Genomic DNA, 17862 nt, shown 5'->3' with positions numbered 1-17862 from the left:
TTAGCCTGAGCGGTAAGAAAATATAGACCCGCTTGTTTGAGGCGATGGCGACGTTAGAGTTAAGGTGTCTTTAGGGGGGGTAACGGACAACATGATTCAGGGTGCACGCAGGCTGCCGACACGACATCTCTCGATCCGGGTTCCTTGGCACGATCTTGGTTGGGACGGGCGGGTATGCACCAATCCGCGCGGGAACACACACTGCATAGCGCTGCCGCGGATCGGCGATACTCGGGACGACGACTGGGAGGCTTCGGTTGCCGGTAAGACCTTCGACGTCGACGGCGGTCGGCTTCCCGCATGCGCCGCCGAGCGTGGCGCGTTCATGGCCGGCTTCGGCTACGTGCGTCGGTTCGAACACCCTTATAGCGGACGCCCATCGCATTTGCACTTCCGCAGGACGACTTATCGTCATGCGCCATTCTCTGCCGCGGCCATCCCGTTCGGCTGGATGATGCTAGGAGAAGAGGGAACACCCGCGGTTGCGTCCGCCCTCAAACTTGACTTCCAGTCCGAGCGCGAGCCGGAGATCGGATTCAAGAGTGCTTGGGTGCAGGAACGGAGCAATCAGCTCGCCTTGCTCGACACCTTCTTCGGCGCGATCGAGCCCGAGGCGTCGCTGGTCTTCTTCTACGCCAAAAAGACGCCACTGACCGAAGATCCTCGTCGGGTGATCGTCGGCATCGGCCGCGTGCGTAAGGTCGGCCCGTCTACCGAATACGCCTACGAAGACGCGCCGGCCAATGGGCTCAGGTCCATGGTATGGGAACGCGATGTCGAGCACTCCATAAGACCAGGAATTGGCGACGGCTTCCTGCTGCCCTATCATGAACTGCTACGGATGGCGGCGTCCGATCCCGACCTGGATCTCGCCTCTTTCGTGCTGCACGCTCCGGAGGATCACTGGAACGCCTTCTCGATGGGCGCGGAGCACGTCAGCCACGACCAAGCCGTCTCAGCCCTGATTTCCGCCGCCGCAGTCGTCAGCCGGTACGAACAGTTGCTGGACGGCGACTGGTCGGCGGCGAGAGATTGGATTGACGCCGAACTGAACCGGCTATGGCGTCTCCGCGGTTCCTTCCCCGGACTTGGTTCAGCGCTGACGGCTCTCGGTCTTCAGAACGGCACCCTTCTCGCACACGAGATAGGCCGACGCTGCGACGCGCAGGGCGTTGCCGGTTCGACCGATCCGTGGGCGCATGTGGATGCCGTCCTATCGGATCCTTCCCTGCTTCCGCCGGAGCTCGGCGCATCGGTCGGTCCGGTCGCAGGTGCGCTGTGGAAAAGCCTCCGTCCGGATCGTCTGGCGCTGCTGAAGCTGCTGTCGCGATTCGAGATTTCGTCTGAGCAGGCCGTGCGATGGTGGGTTTTGGAGGAGCGCGTCAAGGCGGGCATCCAGGTCGATGACGCGGCCCTGCTCGCGAACCCCTACCTGGTCTACGAGCTCGATCGGGGTCGTCTCGACCCCGTCCCCGTCAGGACCATAGACAGGGGCATCTTCCCCGGTCCGCATGTCGGCGGCGAGTTTTCGGTGCCGTCGCCGTCCGCTTGCACAGAACCGACAGATCCACGCCGCGTACGGGCCTTCATGGTCGACATGCTGGAGAAGGCCGCGTCCCAGGGGCATACCTTGCTGCCCCAAGACTGGCTGGTTTCCGCCATACGTGACGCAGACATCGCTCCGCCGTGCCCCGTCGGCAGCGACTGGGTCGCCGCCTTTGAGAGTGGCTTCGCACCCACGATCGAGCCGACCGAACTTCGGGATGGCGGTCGTGGCTGGCAGCTGGCGCGTTACGCGGCCGCTCGCGATCTGATCGCCACTCGCATCAGGCGACGCGTCGGCGGCACACGCCATAAGGGCGACCACGACTGGCGAGCGAAGATTGACGAGGCCCTCGGCGGAGCCCTGGTCGGCCAAGATCTTATCGAGGAAGCAGCGCGGGACGAAAAGGCGACGGCACTCGAGGAACTCTACCGGTCGCGAGGATCGGTGCTTATCGGGCCTGCCGGGACGGGCAAGACGACCCTGTTGATGGCCCTGCTGTCGCTGGACCAGGTTTCCGCAGGTGGCGTCCTGCTTCTCGCTCCGACCGGCAAGGCCAGGGTGCAGATGCAGAAGAAGGCCGGCGACGTCACGGCCTACACGCTCGCCCAGTTCCTTCTCGGTTGGGATCGCTACGACGCCGTGACCGGAACCTATCTCGTCACCGGCGCTCTAGATCGGGAGGCGGGCTTCGGAACGGTCGTAATCGACGAGGCATCCATGCTGACCGAAGACCAGCTCGCGGCGACGTTGGACGCGTTGGATCCAGCAATCGTACAGAGGCTGATCCTGGTCGGCGATCCTCGACAGCTGCCGCCGATTGGGGCGGGACGACCGTTCTTCGACATCATAGGCCTGCTTCGGAGCACCGATGGCCCGCTGCGTGGCCTTGCCGAACTGACTGTCGTCCGCCGTCAGGCCGAAGGCGGATCCGAAGGACGCGACGACGTGCTCCTCTCCCGGTGGTTCAGCGGACAGTCGCCGGATCCCGGTGCCGACGAGGTCTGGGATCGGTTGGTCCGCGGGACGGCCGTCGGGGTCCGCGCGGTGCAGTGGACTGACGACGAGGACCTGCACGTAAAGCTGCAGGACGCGATTGCCGCGCACGTCCGCGTCGGCAGGGATGTCGACCTCGACGACGAGACGGCATTCGGCCTGAGCCTTGGCGGTACCGAGCACCAGGGACGCGCTTACTTCTGGCCTTCGAAGGACGGCGATGAAGGTCGAGTGCATGGCGCGGCCGAGGTCGAGTCCTGGCAGATCCTGGCGCCAATGCGCGGCGGTGAAAGCGGCGTCGATGGTCTGAACCGGTGGATGAAGAGACTGTTCAGGACCGAGACGTTGAAGGCGGCAGAAGCCGAGAAGAGCTGGCAGCGGCGTGTGCCGGCGCCGATGGGCGCCCAGAAGATCGTTTGGGGCGACAAGGTGATCAACGTCGCAAATGGGCGCCGGAGGGACGTGTGGCCGAAGCTGGATCGCGCGTACCTCGCGAATGGCGAGATCGGCCTCGTCGTAGGACAGTTCAAGGGAAGCAAGTGGAAGCTCCAAGGCGCCCCCTGGAAACTGGAGGTCGAGTTCTCGACACAGCTCGGGCACAAGTTCGGGTTCGAGCGCTACGAATTCGGTGCCGATGGCGAGGCGCGGCTCGAGCTCGCCTACGCCCTCACGATCCACAAGTCGCAGGGAAGCGAATTCGGAACCACTTTCGTCGTGTTGCCGAACCCCTGCCGGCCGCTATCACGAGAGCTGCTCTACACGGCCCTCACCCGCCAGCAGCAGGAGGTCGTCCTCCTCCACCAGGGCGACATTCGCGAGCTGATGGAGCTGTCGGGCGACGCGCGTTCGGAAACCGCGAGACGATGGACCAATCTGTTTGTCGCTCCCGATCCCATCGATTACGGTGGCGGCTTCCTCGAACGGGGACTAATACATCGCACCACGCGAGGCGAGCTGGTCAGGTCAAAGTCGGAGGTGATCGTCGCCGACATCCTTGCCGCCCTCGACCTGCCCTATTCCTATGAACGGCCGTTCGTCGGCACCGACGGAGCGGTCCGCTACCCGGACTTCACGGTAGAGGACGCCGAGACCGGACGCACGCTTTTGATCGAGCATCTCGGAATGCTCAACCGGCCTGACTATCGTAGGCGATGGGCAAGGAAGGAGGCCTGGTACAGATCGGTCGGCGTCGGGACCGCAGGCGATCCAGACGCGGAGGTTACGTTGCTCACGACGAGCGAGGTCGATGGCCTCGATGCTGCAGAGATCCGGGCCAGCATCATACGCGCACTCGGCATCTGACGTGTCGCCACCATATGATAATAGACGCGTCGGGCGCCTTCGCTCAAGCGGTAACCGGCTTGGACGCAATGGCTTTGGAAGGCGGATTGCTTGATGGAACTGCATTACACGCCAGCCCGTGTTCTGGAGGATCTCGGCCCGATCAGGGCCGTATTCGATGGGGACGATCTTGACCGCGCTCGGCACATTGCGATGCGTAAGGTTGACTTGGTCAACGTCAATTCTCCGGGCGGTTCGCCTCGTGAGCGGGACGTCCGTCTTCGCAGGCTGGTGGCAGGAAAGCTGGCGGATCATGCCGTGCGGCGGATACTGGAGCGCTATTACCAAAAGAACGAGATGCGCTGGACGGTTGAGGAGTACGACGAAATCCGCGCCGACGACTTCCAGGATGCCGATCCCTGGGACCTGAGATGCTTCGACGACACGGGGCGCTGCCTGCTGGTTGAGGTTCGATCCTCGTTCGTCCATTGGCTCAAAAGCGCCGACCGCCTACGGAACAACGATCGCCAATCGCTTCTAGGGTCAGGACCCATTGATGTGAGGGCGGCAATCTGATTCAGGCTCCGCGAGGAGACCGGAATGAGTGACCTGTTTTGGCTGACGGACGAGCAGATGGAACGGCTGCGTCCGTTCTTTCCCAAGAGCCACGGCAAGCCGCGTGTTGATGACCGTAAGGTGTTGAGCGGCATCGTGTTCGTCAACCGCAACGGGCTGCGCTGGCGCGATGCGCCCGCCGCCTATGGCCCGCCCAAGACACTCTATAACCGGTGGAAGCGCTGGGGAGAGGCAGGCGTATTCACCCGAATGATGGAAGGCTTGGCAGCGGCGGACGCTGAGCCGAATACGGTGATGATCGACGCGACCTACCTCAAGGCGCACCGCACGGCATCGAGCCTGCGGGTAAAAAAGGGGACCTCGGCCGCCTGATCGGCCGTACCAAAGGCGGCATGAACACCAAGCTCCATGCCATCGCCGATGCAAACGGCCGCCCGTTGAGCTTCTTCATGACGGCGGGCCAAGTCAGCGACTACACCGGCGCGGCAGCGCTGCTCGACGACATGCCCAAGGCGCAATGGCTGCTCGGCGACCGCGGCTACGACGCCGACTGGTTCAGAGACGCGCTCCAGGCAAAAGGCATTCAGCCGTGCATCCCGGGCCGGCGATCCCGCAACGAGCCCGTCAGGTACGATAAGCGCCGCTACCGGCGCCGCAGCCGCATCGAGATCATGTTCGGTCGCCTCAAAGACTGGCGACGCGTCGCAACCCGTTACGATCGCTGCCCCACGGCCTTCTTCTCGGCCGTCGCCCTTGCTGCCACCGTCATCTTCTGGCTGTGATCAACGAGTCCTGACCCTAGGTATAGTGTCGCGGATGGCCTCTGCGTCAGAGCCTCAGATCGCCTCCCGACAAGAAAGACGAAAGTTCCGATACGGCATTTGGGGCTGCGATATAGGTCACGACCCGACCCGAACGCGACGCGACCACAGCTCCCGCTCGAGCGAGAATGGACAGGTGAGACGACATGGTGTTGGGCGGCGTGTCGACGAGCTTAGCTAAGTCGCCTACGGAAAGGCCCTCCGCTCTATCGCGAAGCGCAAAGAAGACCTCCATCCGCGTTGGCTGAGCAAGGGCGCTCATGAGCTGGATAGCCGCTAACTTGTCCATAAATCTAGAATAATGGACCAGATAACAATGTTCAAGGTCAGGAAGTCCGCGAGGAGCGGATTTCCCTAATGCGGAGTTAACCCACAATTTTCTAAGTCAATATGTCCAGATCTATTGATATATTAGGTTTGGCTCCCAGATCGCGTGCCGCCCCGTTGCCCTTATGGCGCAACAGCTCAGGTCCGAACAGGAAGGGAGAAAGTCATGCATTCGACCGTCGCGACTAGCCAGCCCATCAGCCCGCCGCAACCGACGCCGACGCTTTTCACGTTCGATGATCCGATGGAACCGGACCTGCCGGGTGACATGGAAGTGGTGACCACTCGCCGCGCCGTGTGCCGCGTGGCGACAGTCGCCGCCGAGGCCGGTGCACGATTCCAGCGCGAGGCAAGTTCCGTCGATCCGATGGCCTGGATGCTCGCGCCTCGCCGGATGTTCGATGGCGCCTCTGCGCTGGAGGCGTGTCTGGACCGTGACCACTTCGTGCGCGCGATCTTACTGCACGGCCTCTCACTCGGGGTGGACGCCGATCCTGCCGTCCTCGACCGGCTTGTAGCTTCTGATGGCGCCGACGACAGTCCGCATCTATCGCGGCCGAGGCGCGGCCGTAGTGGAAAGCACAGACTGGCGGCGAGGCCATCGCTCTATTGTGCGACGATCGCCTGGGAGGGAGACGGCGTCGTATTGCAGGCCTTTCACGCTTCGGTGGCGCGTCACCCTGCCGAGGTCGTGCAGCGCCTGCGCACTAGGTTCGGCGAGGACGTGATCGAGATTGCGGAGATTCGCGAGGGTTTCCACCCCTATTCACCTCTCGCCATCGCGCTTGTGCCGGGCGCGGTTGCCGAACTGCTGCGTTCGGTAGAGCTGGCGAGCGACGAGCCGCGATACGCCTCTTTTTCGTACGACACCGAACAGCGCCTCGAGGCCTGAGGTTCGCGTAACCGCCGGGCACCGCCCGACCTGATCACCGGAGAATGACATGGAAAAGCAGGCATCGGCCGGCCGCGTCAACGCGGGTGGCGACGAGAAGACGCGCGTCCTGCACAGGCTCGACGTGCGCGAAGGTCCCACCGGCGACGGGGACGATCTTGACGCCACCATCGGCGTCGCGATCGATGTCGAGACGACGGGCACCGTCGTCCACTTGGGCACGATCATCGAACTGGCGATCCGCCCGTTTCGCTTTGATGCGGATGGTGTCATCACCGACATCGGCCCCATCTATTCGTGGACGGAGGATCCGGGTTACCCGCTGACGCCGGAGACGACCGCGATCACCGGGCTGACCAATGAGGACGTCGCCGGTCAGCGGATCGACGAGGCTGAGGCGACGCGTCTGCTCCGCTCGGCATCGTGCATCGTGGCGCACCACGCCGCATACGACCGCCCCTATGTCGAGCGGCGTCTGCAGGGCGCACGCGGACTCGATTGGGCCTGCTCCTTCAGTCAAGTCGACTGGCGCAGCCGGGGCTTCGACGGCCGGAACCTCGGCTATCTGCTCCAGCAGGCGGGACACTTCTTCCGACCTCATCGGGCGACTGCGGACGTCGACGCCCTCGTGCAGCTGCTCCGTCACCGCGCCGACGATGGCACGACCGTGCTCGCGGAACTGCTCGGCCGCATGAGGGCGCCCAGCTGGATGGTGTACGCCGACGGGGCCAGCTTCGACGCCAAGGACGTGCTGAAGGCGCGGGGCTATCGATGGGATCCGGACCGCCGGGCGTGGTGGACCGAGATCGCGGATGACGCGCGCATGGCAGAGGAATTCTGGCTGGCGACGACCGTCTATGCCGCGGGGTGCGGTGCCAGAGCCATGGCGCCTCGCTTCGAGATGGTCACGGCCGCGGACCGCTTCCTGTGAGCGTCTTCGTCAGTGCCGGTAGGCGCGCGCTTCATCTCGACCGTCAGCGAGGGATCGGCCGCAGGCTGCGCAGGCGCTGTGGGCGGGCGGCCAGGGACGACCCGATAGGCGCAAGCGCCGAAGGGCGGCGCTGCCCCTCGACCAGATGATTGATCGAACCACAGCAGGAAAGGTGAAAGTCATGGCCACGAAGAAGACGAGGTCGACGGCCGTCGCGGTACAGAAGCCGCTGTCGCTCGCGAAGGTCGGGGACGGTGTACTGGCGGATGCGGTCGGGCCGGGCGTCGAACTGGGCAAAGTGCTCGGTGCGGGTGGCGAATTCGTCAGTCAGGAGGGCGTGGTCCGCATCACCGGCCGCGGCTATGCGACGAGCGACGGCGTGGTTCCGGCAGCAGACATTTTTTATGCCAAGCAGGGAATGCCGCGCGCTCACGGTCCATGGCTCGGCGAGGCCGACAAGGTCTCGTGGATCGACGAGGCGACGGGCCTGGAGTGCATCATGATGCGCGAGCATCCGGAAGGCTTCCTGCGCGGCTTCGTCGGAGTGTCGTCCACCCATCCGCTCTTCGGCTGGGACCATGACGCGGTGCCGGCGAGCCTCGGGATCGAGGTGCATGGCGGCCTGACCTACTCGCGCATCTGCGACGATGGCCCCAATCCGCGCCGACGCCTGATCACCGAATACCGCCGCATCTGCCACGTCGTCATCGGCGAAGTGCCGCTGCAGCATGCGAGCGATCATCGAGCCGGCCAGGGACAGTGGTGGTTCGGCTTCGACTGCAACCACGTCTTCGACGTCGTGCCGAAATACGTGGGCGATCGCCAGAGCCTCATGGGCGCCGGGATCGAGGCCAGATACCGTGACGACGGATATGTCGTGCACGAGATTCGCAACCTCGCGGCGCAGCTCGCCGCGATCCGCGACGGTCTTCCAGTCCCGCCGCGCGAAGGGTCGCCGCTTCCGCCCATCGGTCTTGAGCCGAGGGCAGGATGATGGCGACGGCTAGGGAGCGGCACCGACCGGGCGATCTGCCCTGGGGCTGGTGGCTGCGGGCCAACGGCCCTCATTTCGAGGACGAGGATGGCCGCAAGTGGCAGTCAGTGCGCGATGCCTTCTGGCGGGGCGAGCTGGGCTTCCCCGACACGCATGCCGTACGGGAGCAGCTCGAATTCCTGCTCCGGGTCCTTCTGTCCTTCGATATGGCGGATCGTGGTGAAAGCGAGCGGCGGTTCGATCTATTCCGCGGCAACCTCATCTTCTTGACCTTCTACATGTGCTGGCTCTGTACCGTCGGTCTGCTGCAGCGGGGGTTGACGGACGATCTGAGTCCCGAGGGTCGGTCGGTCCTCATGATGCTGATCGCGACCCGCGACCCGGAGTGGGAGGATCTGCCCATCGCGGACGTCATGGCGGCGGTGGTCGCGGCATCGCGCGATCCGTCCGATTGGGACCAGGAGCAGACGCTGCAGGATTTCGAGCACGCGGTCGGGTTGCGGCGTCACGTCTTCGCGCGCGAGACGGTGGGGCAGTCGCATGCGATCACGCTGACCTCGATGGCGAACGGAAGCCCCGCCAGGATGCCGGTTAGGCGGGTGACCTGGTCCCTGGCCTTCGATGACCTGATCGTGCGCGACGACCTGTTTGCCTGGATCGCGGCCAGGGTCGATAATTGGGATGCCTGGGGGCGCATGGCCTATGGTCGGGGCGGCGGCGCATTCACGCAGCACCTGCTCGGGCAGGTCGTAGCGTCCAGGTCACCGCAGACCTAGGCGAGCTTGTGCCAGCCGGCGCAGAAGCGTTGACGCGCTAGGTGGCACACCAAGAATATCGTTCCGTCATCCGCAGCCTTGCTGACCGGTCAACCTGTCCGGTCAGCAAGGCTTTTTGCCATGTTCATCGATGCTGTCGCCGGGAACGCCTCGAGCGAGATGTGCTGTCGCGGTCGCCTCGTCGACTCCGTGGAGCCGCATCCACCAGTCGATCACGTCGCCGTTGGCACCGCATGAAAAACAGTGAAAGCGGCCGTTGTGAACGTAGAGGCCACGGGTCGCATCCGGGTGGAAAGGGCATGCCCCTCGCTGCCCCGACTGTGTCGCCTGCAGCTCGACCGTTTCCGCCACCAATGGCATCAAGGGGCTTTGCGCTTGGGCCAATGCTCGGAGCTCAGCAAGGTTGGACATGGCGGCATCATCGTCGATCGCCGGTCTCAGTCAACCGGAGAGAATCTGAGTCGCGTGATCGAACAGCTGTGCGACACTCACCGATCTGCCACCGAAGACCGAAGCAGTGCGGGCGCCCCCTCACTGGGGACTAATCCCTGGCCTTCTATGTCATTAGAGCGCCGCGCTCTGACAAAGTAAGCGCGCCACAGTGCTTGAAACACCCCGTGGTGGGTCCGCCGGGACTCGAACCCGGGACCTCTCGATTAAAAGTCGCTTGCTCTACCAACTGAGCTACGGACCCTCCATCGGGGTGGAAGCGACCTAGGGGCGCGGACGCCTGCGGTCAACACCATGTCGCAAATGTCTCACCCGGCGGCCGTCGCGCGGATCGCGCCAGTCCGCGGCGATGGCGGCCAGCGGGTGCAGCACGAAGGCGCGCGCGGCATAGGCGATGTGCGGGACGACCAGCCCCGGCGACCGCCAGGCCCCGCCCGACCACAGGACGATGTCGAGGTCGATCACCCGCGCCCCCCAGCGCTGCCCGCGCCGCCGCCCGAAGGCGCGTTCGATCGCCTTCAGCCGCGCCAGCATCGCGGGCGGATCGAGCGGGCTGTCGACCAGCGCGGCGGCATTGGCGAAGGCCCGGATCGACGGGCCGACCGGCGCGGTGACGATGATCGGCGACACCGCGCGGACATCGCCCAGCTCGGCCAGCGCCGCGCGGATCTCGGCGCGCGGGGAGCCATGCCGCCCCGGACGGTTGGAACCCAGCGCGATGGCATAGCTTGTCGTCGTCATGCCCGACGACTACCCGAGCGCGATGTCCGATGCATCCTTTCCCGCCATCCCCGCGCCGCTCGTGCCCGTCCAGCCGCCCCATGACTGCCCGCTATGCCCCCGCCTGGTCGAAGTCCGCCACGCGGTCGCCGCCGAATATCCCGGCTGGTGGAACGGCCCCGTGCCGCCCTTCGGCGATGCCGATCCCTGGCTGGCGATCGTCGGCCTGGCCCCCGGCAAGCATGGCGCGCATCGCACCGGCCGCCCCTTTACCGGCGATGGCGCCGGGCCGCTGCTCTATGGCACGCTCGCCCGGTTCGGGCTGGCCGAGGGGAATTTCGACGCGCGGGTCGATGACGGCCTGACGCTGAACGGCGCGGTGATCCTGAACGCGGTCAAGTGCCTGCCGCCCGAGAACAAGCCGACGCCCGACGAAATCCGCACCTGCCGCACCTTCCTGGAGCAGGAACTCGCCGCGCTGCCCCGGCTGTCGGTCGTGATCGCACTGGGCGAGATCGCGCACCGATCGGTCATCAAGGCGCTGGGCGGACGCCTGCCCAAGGCGCGGTTCGCGCATCTGGCCGAGCACCGCCTGCCCGGTGGCGGGCCGGTGGTGCTCGATAGCTATCACTGCTCGCGCTACAACCAGAATACCGGGCGACTGACCCCCGCCATGTTCGAGGCGGTGTTCGAACGGGCGCTGGCCTTGCGGGGATGATCCTACTCCTCCCCAAGCGCGCCTGGGGAGGAACAAGACGTCAGATATCCTGGACCAGCCGCCCGTACAGCTCGGGACGGCGGTCGCGGAAGAAGCCGAACGCCGCGCGGTGACGCTTCACCCGGTCGATGTCGAGCGTGGCGACGATCACGCCCTCTTCCTCGCGGTCCAGCTCGGCCAGGATGTCGCCGCGCTCGTCGCAGATGAAGCTGGTGCCGTAGAAGGTCTGGCCATGCTCGCAGCCGACCCGGTTGGCCGCGACGATCGGCACGACGTTGGACACCGCATGGCCGACCATCGCGCGCCGCCACAGCCGGGCGGTGTCGAGGCTGTCGTCATGCGGCTCGCTGCCGATCGCGGTGGGATAGAACAGGATTTCGGCGCCCATCAGCATCATCGCGCGCGCCGTCTCGGGATACCATTGGTCCCAGCAGATGCCGACGCCCAGCTTGGTCGCGGGGCCGTCCCACACCTTGAACCCGGTATTGCCGGGGCGAAAATAGAATTTCTCCTCATAGCCCGGACCGTCCGGGATATGGCTCTTGCGATAGACGCCCGCGACCTGCCCGTCGGGATTGATCATCGCCAGCGAATTATAGTGATGCGGGCCATCCGCCTCGAAGAAGCTGGTCGGGATATGGACCTTCAGCTCGGAGGCCAGCGCCTGCATCGCGCGCACCGCCTTGTGCTCGGCGGTCGGCTTGGCGTTGGCGAACAGCCCCTCGTCCTCGACGCGGCAGAAATATTCGCCCTCGAACAATTCGGGCGGCAGGATCACCTGCGCCCCCTGGGCCGCCGCCTCGCGGACGAGGCGCGACACCTCTGCGATGTTGCGGTCGATATCGGCGGTGAAGGCCAGTTGCAGCGCGGCGACGGTGATCTGGGTCATGGCCACGCCCTTTAATGGCTCAGGACCGGCCCGTCACCCGCCGAGTGACCAGCCGGGCGCGCAATTCGTCGAGGAAGCGACCGGGCTCGTCGAGCCGCAAGGCGATCGCTTGAACCGGCGCGCCATGCCAGGGCGAACGGGGCGGCAGCGGCGTTTCGAGCCGGAGCATCAGGTTGGGCCAGGCGAGCAACGCCACGTTCCAGTTGCCCGGCGCCCGCACCGTCTCTCCATCGGGATTCGCCGTGACTTCGGCGATCGCTTCATAGGGGATTATCCGGTCGATCAGAATTCCGGCGCGAATCCGCACCCCCGTCCGGGTCAGCAACACAGGTGCCAGCCGAAGCGACTTGATGAGGCCGACCAGATAGAGAAGCGACACGTCGCTGATCGCGAACAGCATCCACGCCAGCGTCCGGTTCCAATGCGCGATGAGCAGGTGCGTGACCCCGATCTCGATGCAGGATAGCAGCAGCAGCGCGATCATCATCGGCTGGAGATAGCGGTGATAGGCAAAGCCGATCGTCCCCGGCGGCACGTCGGGAGCGCCGTTCCAGCGAAACAGGGCCAGATGCAGCAGCCTCGCCTCGGCCATGGCGAAGCGCGCGAGTGGCGGGGGTAGAATTTCGCCAAGCAATGCGCCCCAGCGATCGGGATCACGCGCATCCCAATGTCGCACCCGCTCCGCCACGCGCCACAGGCCCCAGCCGCCATGAAGGCCGATCGCGACCACCGGCACCGCCAGCGCCCAGGGCATGTCGACCAGGGCGGCGCGGATCGGCACCGGCGACAGGGAAAGGACCGCCGAGCCCGCCATCGCCATGGCAGCAATGCCCGCGCGCCAGCCGGGACGGCGATGGCGGGCGATCAGGCCGAGCATCATCGCGTCGGAAGCGATCCACAGGAACAGCAATGCCGCCGCATGGGGATGGGCCAGCGCGATCGGCAGGCGGAGCAGGGCCGCCGCCGCCATGATGACGAGGGGAGGGATGATGGCCGACCAGACGGAACGATCGGGCGTGGCAGTCGAGCGGGCGATCATCATGGCGCATCCCCCTTCTATCATGCGAGGAGTAGCACCTTATGCGAGGGGCCGCATCCCCGATCCCCCTCCGCTGGAAGCGTTACACAGCAAAAAAGCCCGCGCTCCCCTCCGGAAGCGCGGGCCCTTTGTCGGCAGCGATTCGGATCAGCGCGCCGGGATCTGCTGCGAGATGCAGTGGAAGCTGCCGCCGCCGGTCAGGATCGCGTCGGCGCGCAGGCCGACGACCTGATGGTCGGGGAAGATCGCCTGGATCGCCGCGACGCCCGCATCGTCATTCTCGCTGCCATAGACCGGCACGACGACCGCCGCATTGCCGATATAGAAGTTCATATAGCTGGCGGGCACCACCTCTTCGTCGCGCAGCACACGGCCGGGCGACGGGATGGTCACGACCTCCAGCCCCGCCGCCTCGGCGGTCCGCCTGGCGGCGGCATAGACCTGCCAGTTGGGGTCGTTCTCGGCCGCCTCGGGCATGGCGACCCGGTTCGGGCCGACGAAGCGCGCCAGATTGTCGACATGGCCGTCGGTATGGTCGTTGAGCAGGCCGTCGCCCAGCCAGACGATCCGCGTCAGCCCCAGGTCGCGCGCCAGCCGGTCGGCGATCGCCGCCTCGCTCAGCTCGGGGTTGCGATTGGGGTTGAGCAGGCACTGGCGCGTGGTGATGACCAGCCCGGTGCCGTCGCCATCGATCGCGCCGCCTTCCAGCACCCAGTCGCACGCCGTCGCCGCGATACCGCGATCCTCGGCCAGCCGCGCGCCGACCGTATCGTCGCCGGGCAGGTCGTATTTGCCGCCCCAGCCGTTGAACTGGAACAGCCGCGCCGATCCGTCGCCGATGACGATCGGGCCGGTGTCGCGCAGCCAGATATCGCCGAAGGGCTGGACGATCACCTCCGCCGCATCGCCCGCCATGGCCCGCGCGGCGTCGGCCGCCTCGCCATCGGCGGCGACCAGGATCACCCGCTCGCCCCGGCCATCGGCATGGACGGCGCGGGCAAAGGCCAGCACCTCCTCGCGCGCAGGCTCCAGATCCTCCTGCCACAGCTCGGGATGGCTGGGAAAGCCGATCCACACGGCGTCATGCGGGGCCCATTCGGGCGGTGGGGGCGTGGTCACGGTCTGCGTGGTCACTGGACGTTCTTCCTGCTTTGATCGCGAATGGCGCGAAATTCGGCGGTGGGATACCAGTTGGGCCACAGGCCCGGCCGGTCGGCCAGCGTCCTGCCCAATTGATAATAGACCGTCAAATCCTCGACCGCGCCCGACCAATCCCAGCGGGGATCATATTCGTCGGCCGGCTTGTGATAGCGGTTGGCGACATAATCCTCGGTCGCCTTCTTGCCCGCGGCGATACCGCCCATCACCTTGTCCTGCCCCGACCCGCCGTCGAGCATCGGCACGCCCAGCTTGGCGAAGGAGAAATGGTCGGAGCGGTAATAGCTGCCGCGCTCGGGATTGGCTTCCTCGCCGATATAGCGGCCCTGCCGGCCGACAAAGCCCTTGGCCAGATCTTCGATCTCGGACTTGCCCTTGCCGACCAGCACGAAGTCCTTCGAGCGGCCTGTCACGTTCAGCCCGTCCATGTTCACGCCCCCCACGGTCCGCGCCAGCGGGAACACCGGATGCTGCGCATAATAGCCCGAGCCGAGCAGCCCGCTTTCCTCCGCCGTCACCGCCAGGAATGCGATCGAGCGCTTGGCAGGCCCCGCCTTTGCTTGCGCCTCGGCCAGCGCGACCAGCCCGGCGATGCCCGTGGCATTGTCGAGCGCGCCGTTGCAGATATCGTCGCCGTCCACCGCGTCGCAGCGGCCCAGATGGTCCCAATGCGCCGAATAGAGGACGTAATCGCCCGGCTCCGTGGTGCCGGGCAGGACGCCGATCACGTTCTTGGATGCCTGGCGCCGGATCGTGTTGGCGAAGCCGCCCGACAGGGTCAGGCCCAGCGGCACCGCCTTGAACCCCTTGGTCTGCGCCGCCCTGGTCAAACTGGCGAGGTCCTTGCCCGCCGCCTTCAGGATGCGCTCGGCCACGGGCTGCTGGATCCAGCCGATGACCTGGCTCTGGTCCCTATGATCCCCCGCCTCGTCCAGCTCCAGCTGCGGCCCGGTCCAGGAGGACTGGACCACCGCCCAGGGGTAAGCGGCAGGTTCGGTCTGGTGCACGATCAGCGCGGCGGCGGCGCCGTGCTTGGCGGCATTCTCGAACTTATAGGGCCAGCGACCATACCAGGTCATCGCACGGCCCTCGAACGGCCCTTCGCGCCCCATGGTCTGCCAGTCGGCATCGTTGATCAGGATGACCACCGTCTTGCCGCGCACATCGACCCCGGCATAATCGTCCCAGCCCTTTTCGGGCGCGGTGATGCCATAGCCGACAAAGACCATCTCGCTGTCCTTCACGTCGATCCGGGGCGTGACGCGATAGGTCCCCGCCACCATGTCGGTGCGGTAGGCCAGCGAAATGGGCTGCCCCTTGCCCGCCACCGTGAAGGGCTGGACGTCGGTCGCGGTGATCTCGACCATCGGCACGTCCTGGGTCCAGCTGCCCTTGTTACCGGGCTTCAGACCGGCCTTCTGGAAACGGTCGATGATATAGGCGACCGTCTTGTCCTCCGCGGGCGTGGTCGGCGCGCGGCCTTCATATTCGTCGGAGGACAGGACCTGCGTCACGGTCTTGAGCGTGTCGACCGAAATGGCGGGCCGTTCCTGCGCGATGGCGGTGCCCGAGAGCAGGAGGGACAATAGGACCAGACGACGCATGATGTGCTTTCCCCTTGTGTTTGGGGAGGTTGTGCCGGGCGGCGTCGCCGAGGGCAAGCATGCCGGCGTTTGCCTTCACTCCAGCGTCAGCTCCGGAAACGCCGTTCCGGGCCAAGGAGACACGTCAGTCCCCCAGCGAATAGACCGACTGGAACTTGCCATTCCGCAGCCCGCCGATCGTCCACTTGGACGGCGCGCCGTTGGTGAAGATCACCCGATATTGCTCATAGCGTTCGCCGCTTATCTGTTCGGCCTGCACGAAGGTGATCGTCTTGACGGGCCCCGCCGCCTTCAGGTCCGGCGCCATCCGGGGGAGTTGGTCCTGACACGCCTTGAGCAAGCCATCCGCCATCAGGTCGGCCGGGCAGGTGCCGCCGGCGACGGCGGTAAATATCGCGCGGAGCTGTCCGGCATATTGGCCCTGCTCGGCGGTCTGGGCCGTGGCGGCCGTCGCGATCATCCATGCACCGATGGCAACAAAACCCGGTCGCATCGCACCCCTCTCCTTGTATGGGCGGAGTATGGGCGGCCCTTCGGCATCCGGCAAGCGACGCCGAAACGAAAAAAGGCGGCCCCGAAGGACCGCCTCTTCGCATTCGGTAAGACCCGAAAACTTAGCGCGAATAGAATTCGACGACCAGGTTCGGCTCCATCTTCACCGGATAGGGCACCTCGTCCAGGGTCGGGATGCGGGTCAGCGCGACCTTGGTGTTGCCGTCGGCGGTGACGTAATCGGGCACTTCACGCTCGGCGAGCTGCTGCGCTTCCATGACCAGCGCCATTTCGGTCGCCTTCGAACCCAGCGAGATCTCGTCGCCGACGAAGCAGCGACGCGACGCGACGTTGCACTTCACGCCGTTGACGCGGATGTGGCCGTGGCTGACCAGCTGGCGCGCGGCGAAGATCGTCGGCGCGAACTTGGCGCGGTACACGATCATGTCCAGACGCTGCTCGAGCAGGCCGATCAGGTTCTGCGAGGTGTCGCCCTTCATGCGGGCGGCTTCCTGGTAGCAGGCCTTGAACTGCTTCTCGGTCACGTCGCCATAGTAGCCCTTCAGCTTCTGCTTGGCGCGGAGCTGCAGACCGAAGTCCGACATCTTGCCCTTGCGACGCTGACCGTGCTGGCCGGGGCCATATTCACGCTTGTTGACGGGGCTCTTGGGGCGGCCCCAGATGTTCTCGCCCATACGGCGATCGAGCTTGTACTTCGCGCTCTGACGCTTCGACATCTTAAATCCTTGGCAATTACGAACGACGTTGGTCCCGGTATCGCACCATGCAAGCCTTTATGGGGACAAGCGCAGGCCCACCGCTTCACCGGGATGCGGGGGCAATTGCGAAGGGGCGCGCCTAACCGAGACGCACCCCGGAGTCAAGCGAAGCGGCGGATCAGCGACCGTTGGCGGTGCTCAGCCGTCCGGCGGTGCTTTCCACATCGTTGCGGGCATTGGCGGCGATCTCGTCCCATTCCGCCTGGGTCTTGCAGATCCGCTTGCTGGCGAGGCGCGAGCCGGTGGTTTCCTGCGCGCGGCAGATCTTCTTTTCCTTCACCGGCGCGGGGGTGGGTTCGGCCTGTTGGCCGGAAAGCGCGAGCAGCAGCAAGGTGGTCAGCATCGTCCTATCTCCCAATTGGAACGAAGCCGCAGCCTATCCCGCGCCAGCCCCGACCCGCAAGCCGGACTGGACAGCGCGAACGCCGCCCGGCAGAGCTTGGCCATGACCCAGATTCTCGCCGGACCCGATTGCACCACCATGGCGGAGGTTCGCGCGGGCGTCGACCAGCTCGACCGCGAGCTGGTGGCGCTGCTTGCGCGCCGCTTCGCCTATATGGACGCCGCCGCGCGGATCAAGCCGAGCCGCGACCGCGTGCGCGACGAGGATCGCAAGACCCAGGTGATCGAACAGGCGCGGGCCGAGGCCGAACGGCTGGGCCTGCCCGACGCCGTGATCGCCGAGATGTGGGACGTTCTGGTCGAAGGGTCGATCGCCTATGAACTGGCGACCTTCGACCGGACGCGGGGGTAAGACGACCCCATCTCCGTTAGGCCTGAGCGTAGTCGAAGGCCAAGGGCCATCCCCCGCCAAGCGGCCCCCGTGGCGGAGATCACGGCGTGGCCTTCGACTACGCTCAGGCTGAACGGAGTTTG

19 protein-coding genes and 1 tRNA gene are annotated in these 17862 nt (G+C 65.6%); 9 read left to right on the top strand and 11 right to left on the bottom strand.

Going from position 1 to position 17862, the window contains the following annotated elements:
* Window positions 1-91 precede the first annotated feature (91 nt).
* The 3 genes from QE363_RS03400 (at window position 92) to QE363_RS03390 (ending at window position 5178) form a co-directional block, all read left to right on the top strand.
* Entirely contained in the window at window positions 92-3841 is a 3750-nt protein-coding gene (locus QE363_RS03400) for an AAA family ATPase (RefSeq protein ID WP_309691865.1), read from the top strand.
* 93 nt (window positions 3842-3934) lie between these two features.
* Complete coding sequence (locus QE363_RS03395; RefSeq protein ID WP_309691863.1) at window positions 3935-4396, top strand: hypothetical protein; 462 nt, start codon at window positions 3935-3937, stop codon at window positions 4394-4396.
* 24 nt (window positions 4397-4420) lie between these two features.
* Window positions 4421-5178 (top strand): IS5 family transposase gene (locus QE363_RS03390; protein ID WP_309691860.1). Its coding sequence is split into 2 segments (ribosomal slippage): window positions 4421-4754 and window positions 4754-5178, totalling 759 coding nucleotides; the frame shifts between segments, so codons are not numbered across the junction.
* Between the two features lie 46 nt (window positions 5179-5224).
* Here the strand turns inward: QE363_RS03390 and QE363_RS19675 are convergent.
* A complete protein-coding gene (locus tag QE363_RS19675; protein WP_405053160.1) occupies window positions 5225-5479 on the bottom strand; it encodes an ArsR/SmtB family transcription factor in 255 nt (84 codons plus the stop codon).
* A gap of 231 nt (window positions 5480-5710) precedes the next feature.
* Here QE363_RS19675 and QE363_RS03385 point away from each other — a divergent pair, with 231 nt between their 5' ends.
* The 4 genes from QE363_RS03385 (at window position 5711) to QE363_RS03370 (ending at window position 9137) form a co-directional block, all read left to right on the top strand.
* Window positions 5711-6436 (top strand): hypothetical protein, encoded by a 726-nt coding sequence (locus QE363_RS03385; RefSeq protein WP_309691855.1) that lies wholly within the window; start codon window positions 5711-5713, stop codon window positions 6434-6436.
* A 49-nt stretch (window positions 6437-6485) separates the two neighbouring features.
* Entirely contained in the window at window positions 6486-7367 is an 882-nt protein-coding gene (locus QE363_RS03380) for a 3'-5' exonuclease (protein ID WP_309691852.1), read from the top strand.
* Between the two features lie 181 nt (window positions 7368-7548).
* Window positions 7549-8361, top strand: coding sequence for a hypothetical protein (locus tag QE363_RS03375; protein WP_309691849.1), 813 nt, complete (start codon window positions 7549-7551; stop codon window positions 8359-8361).
* The gene (locus QE363_RS03370) at window positions 8358-9137 is read left to right on the top strand and encodes a hypothetical protein (RefSeq protein ID WP_309691847.1); all 780 of its coding nucleotides are present in this window, start codon (window positions 8358-8360) and stop codon (window positions 9135-9137) included. The genes QE363_RS03375 and QE363_RS03370 overlap by 4 nt, the downstream gene beginning before the upstream one ends.
* A gap of 102 nt (window positions 9138-9239) precedes the next feature.
* Here the strand turns inward: QE363_RS03370 and QE363_RS03365 are convergent, their stop codons facing one another.
* The 3 genes from QE363_RS03365 to folK all read right to left on the bottom strand — a co-directional run bounded on the left by QE363_RS03365 (window position 9240) and on the right by folK (window position 10328).
* Complete coding sequence (locus QE363_RS03365) at window positions 9240-9548, bottom strand: CHC2 zinc finger domain-containing protein (protein ID WP_309691845.1); 309 nt, start codon at window positions 9546-9548, stop codon at window positions 9240-9242.
* 207 nt (window positions 9549-9755) lie between these two features.
* A tRNA-Lys gene (locus QE363_RS03360) sits at window positions 9756-9831 on the bottom strand.
* A gap of 20 nt (window positions 9832-9851) precedes the next feature.
* Window positions 9852-10328: a 2-amino-4-hydroxy-6-hydroxymethyldihydropteridine diphosphokinase gene (gene folK / locus QE363_RS03355; RefSeq protein WP_309691843.1), complete on the bottom strand. Its 477-nt coding sequence runs from the start codon at window positions 10326-10328 to the stop codon at window positions 9852-9854.
* 22 nt (window positions 10329-10350) lie between these two features.
* Between folK and QE363_RS03350 the strand changes: the two genes are divergently transcribed.
* A complete protein-coding gene (locus tag QE363_RS03350) occupies window positions 10351-11025 on the top strand; it encodes a uracil-DNA glycosylase (RefSeq protein WP_309698078.1) in 675 nt (224 codons plus the stop codon).
* A gap of 40 nt (window positions 11026-11065) precedes the next feature.
* Here the strand turns inward: QE363_RS03350 and aguB are convergent, their stop codons facing one another.
* The 7 genes from aguB to QE363_RS03315 all read right to left on the bottom strand — a co-directional run bounded on the left by aguB (window position 11066) and on the right by QE363_RS03315 (window position 17329).
* The gene (gene aguB / locus QE363_RS03345; protein WP_307102357.1) at window positions 11066-11914 is read right to left on the bottom strand and encodes an N-carbamoylputrescine amidase; all 849 of its coding nucleotides are present in this window, start codon (window positions 11912-11914) and stop codon (window positions 11066-11068) included.
* A 19-nt stretch (window positions 11915-11933) separates the two neighbouring features.
* Complete coding sequence (locus QE363_RS03340; protein WP_309691839.1) at window positions 11934-12956, bottom strand: hypothetical protein; 1023 nt, start codon at window positions 12954-12956, stop codon at window positions 11934-11936.
* Window positions 12957-13100: 144 nt separating this feature from the next.
* Entirely contained in the window at window positions 13101-14072 is a 972-nt protein-coding gene (locus tag QE363_RS03335; protein WP_309698077.1) for an agmatine deiminase family protein, read from the bottom strand.
* 11 nt (window positions 14073-14083) lie between these two features.
* Window positions 14084-15715, bottom strand: a complete 1632-nt coding sequence (locus QE363_RS03330; RefSeq protein ID WP_309691836.1) for a M28 family peptidase — start codon at window positions 15713-15715, stop codon at window positions 14084-14086.
* A 124-nt stretch (window positions 15716-15839) separates the two neighbouring features.
* Entirely contained in the window at window positions 15840-16175 is a 336-nt protein-coding gene (locus QE363_RS03325) for a hypothetical protein (protein ID WP_309691832.1), read from the bottom strand.
* 154 nt (window positions 16176-16329) lie between these two features.
* Window positions 16330-16944, bottom strand: coding sequence for a 30S ribosomal protein S4 (gene rpsD, locus QE363_RS03320; RefSeq protein WP_183950038.1), 615 nt, complete (start codon window positions 16942-16944; stop codon window positions 16330-16332).
* Window positions 16945-17104: 160 nt separating this feature from the next.
* Entirely contained in the window at window positions 17105-17329 is a 225-nt protein-coding gene (locus QE363_RS03315; protein ID WP_307102349.1) for a hypothetical protein, read from the bottom strand.
* Window positions 17330-17431: 102 nt separating this feature from the next.
* On the opposite strand from QE363_RS03315, the gene QE363_RS03310 reads away from it, so the two are divergent.
* Complete coding sequence (locus tag QE363_RS03310) at window positions 17432-17740, top strand: chorismate mutase (RefSeq protein ID WP_309691827.1); 309 nt, start codon at window positions 17432-17434, stop codon at window positions 17738-17740.
* Window positions 17741-17862 lie beyond the last annotated feature (122 nt).

This window comes from Sphingomonas sp. SORGH_AS_0870, assembly GCF_031453175.1.
In the GTDB taxonomy this organism is placed as follows: Bacteria; Pseudomonadota; Alphaproteobacteria; order Sphingomonadales; family Sphingomonadaceae; genus Sphingomonas.
Note: the sequence above shows the minus strand (reverse complement) of the source record. Positions and strands in the feature narration are given on the sequence as shown.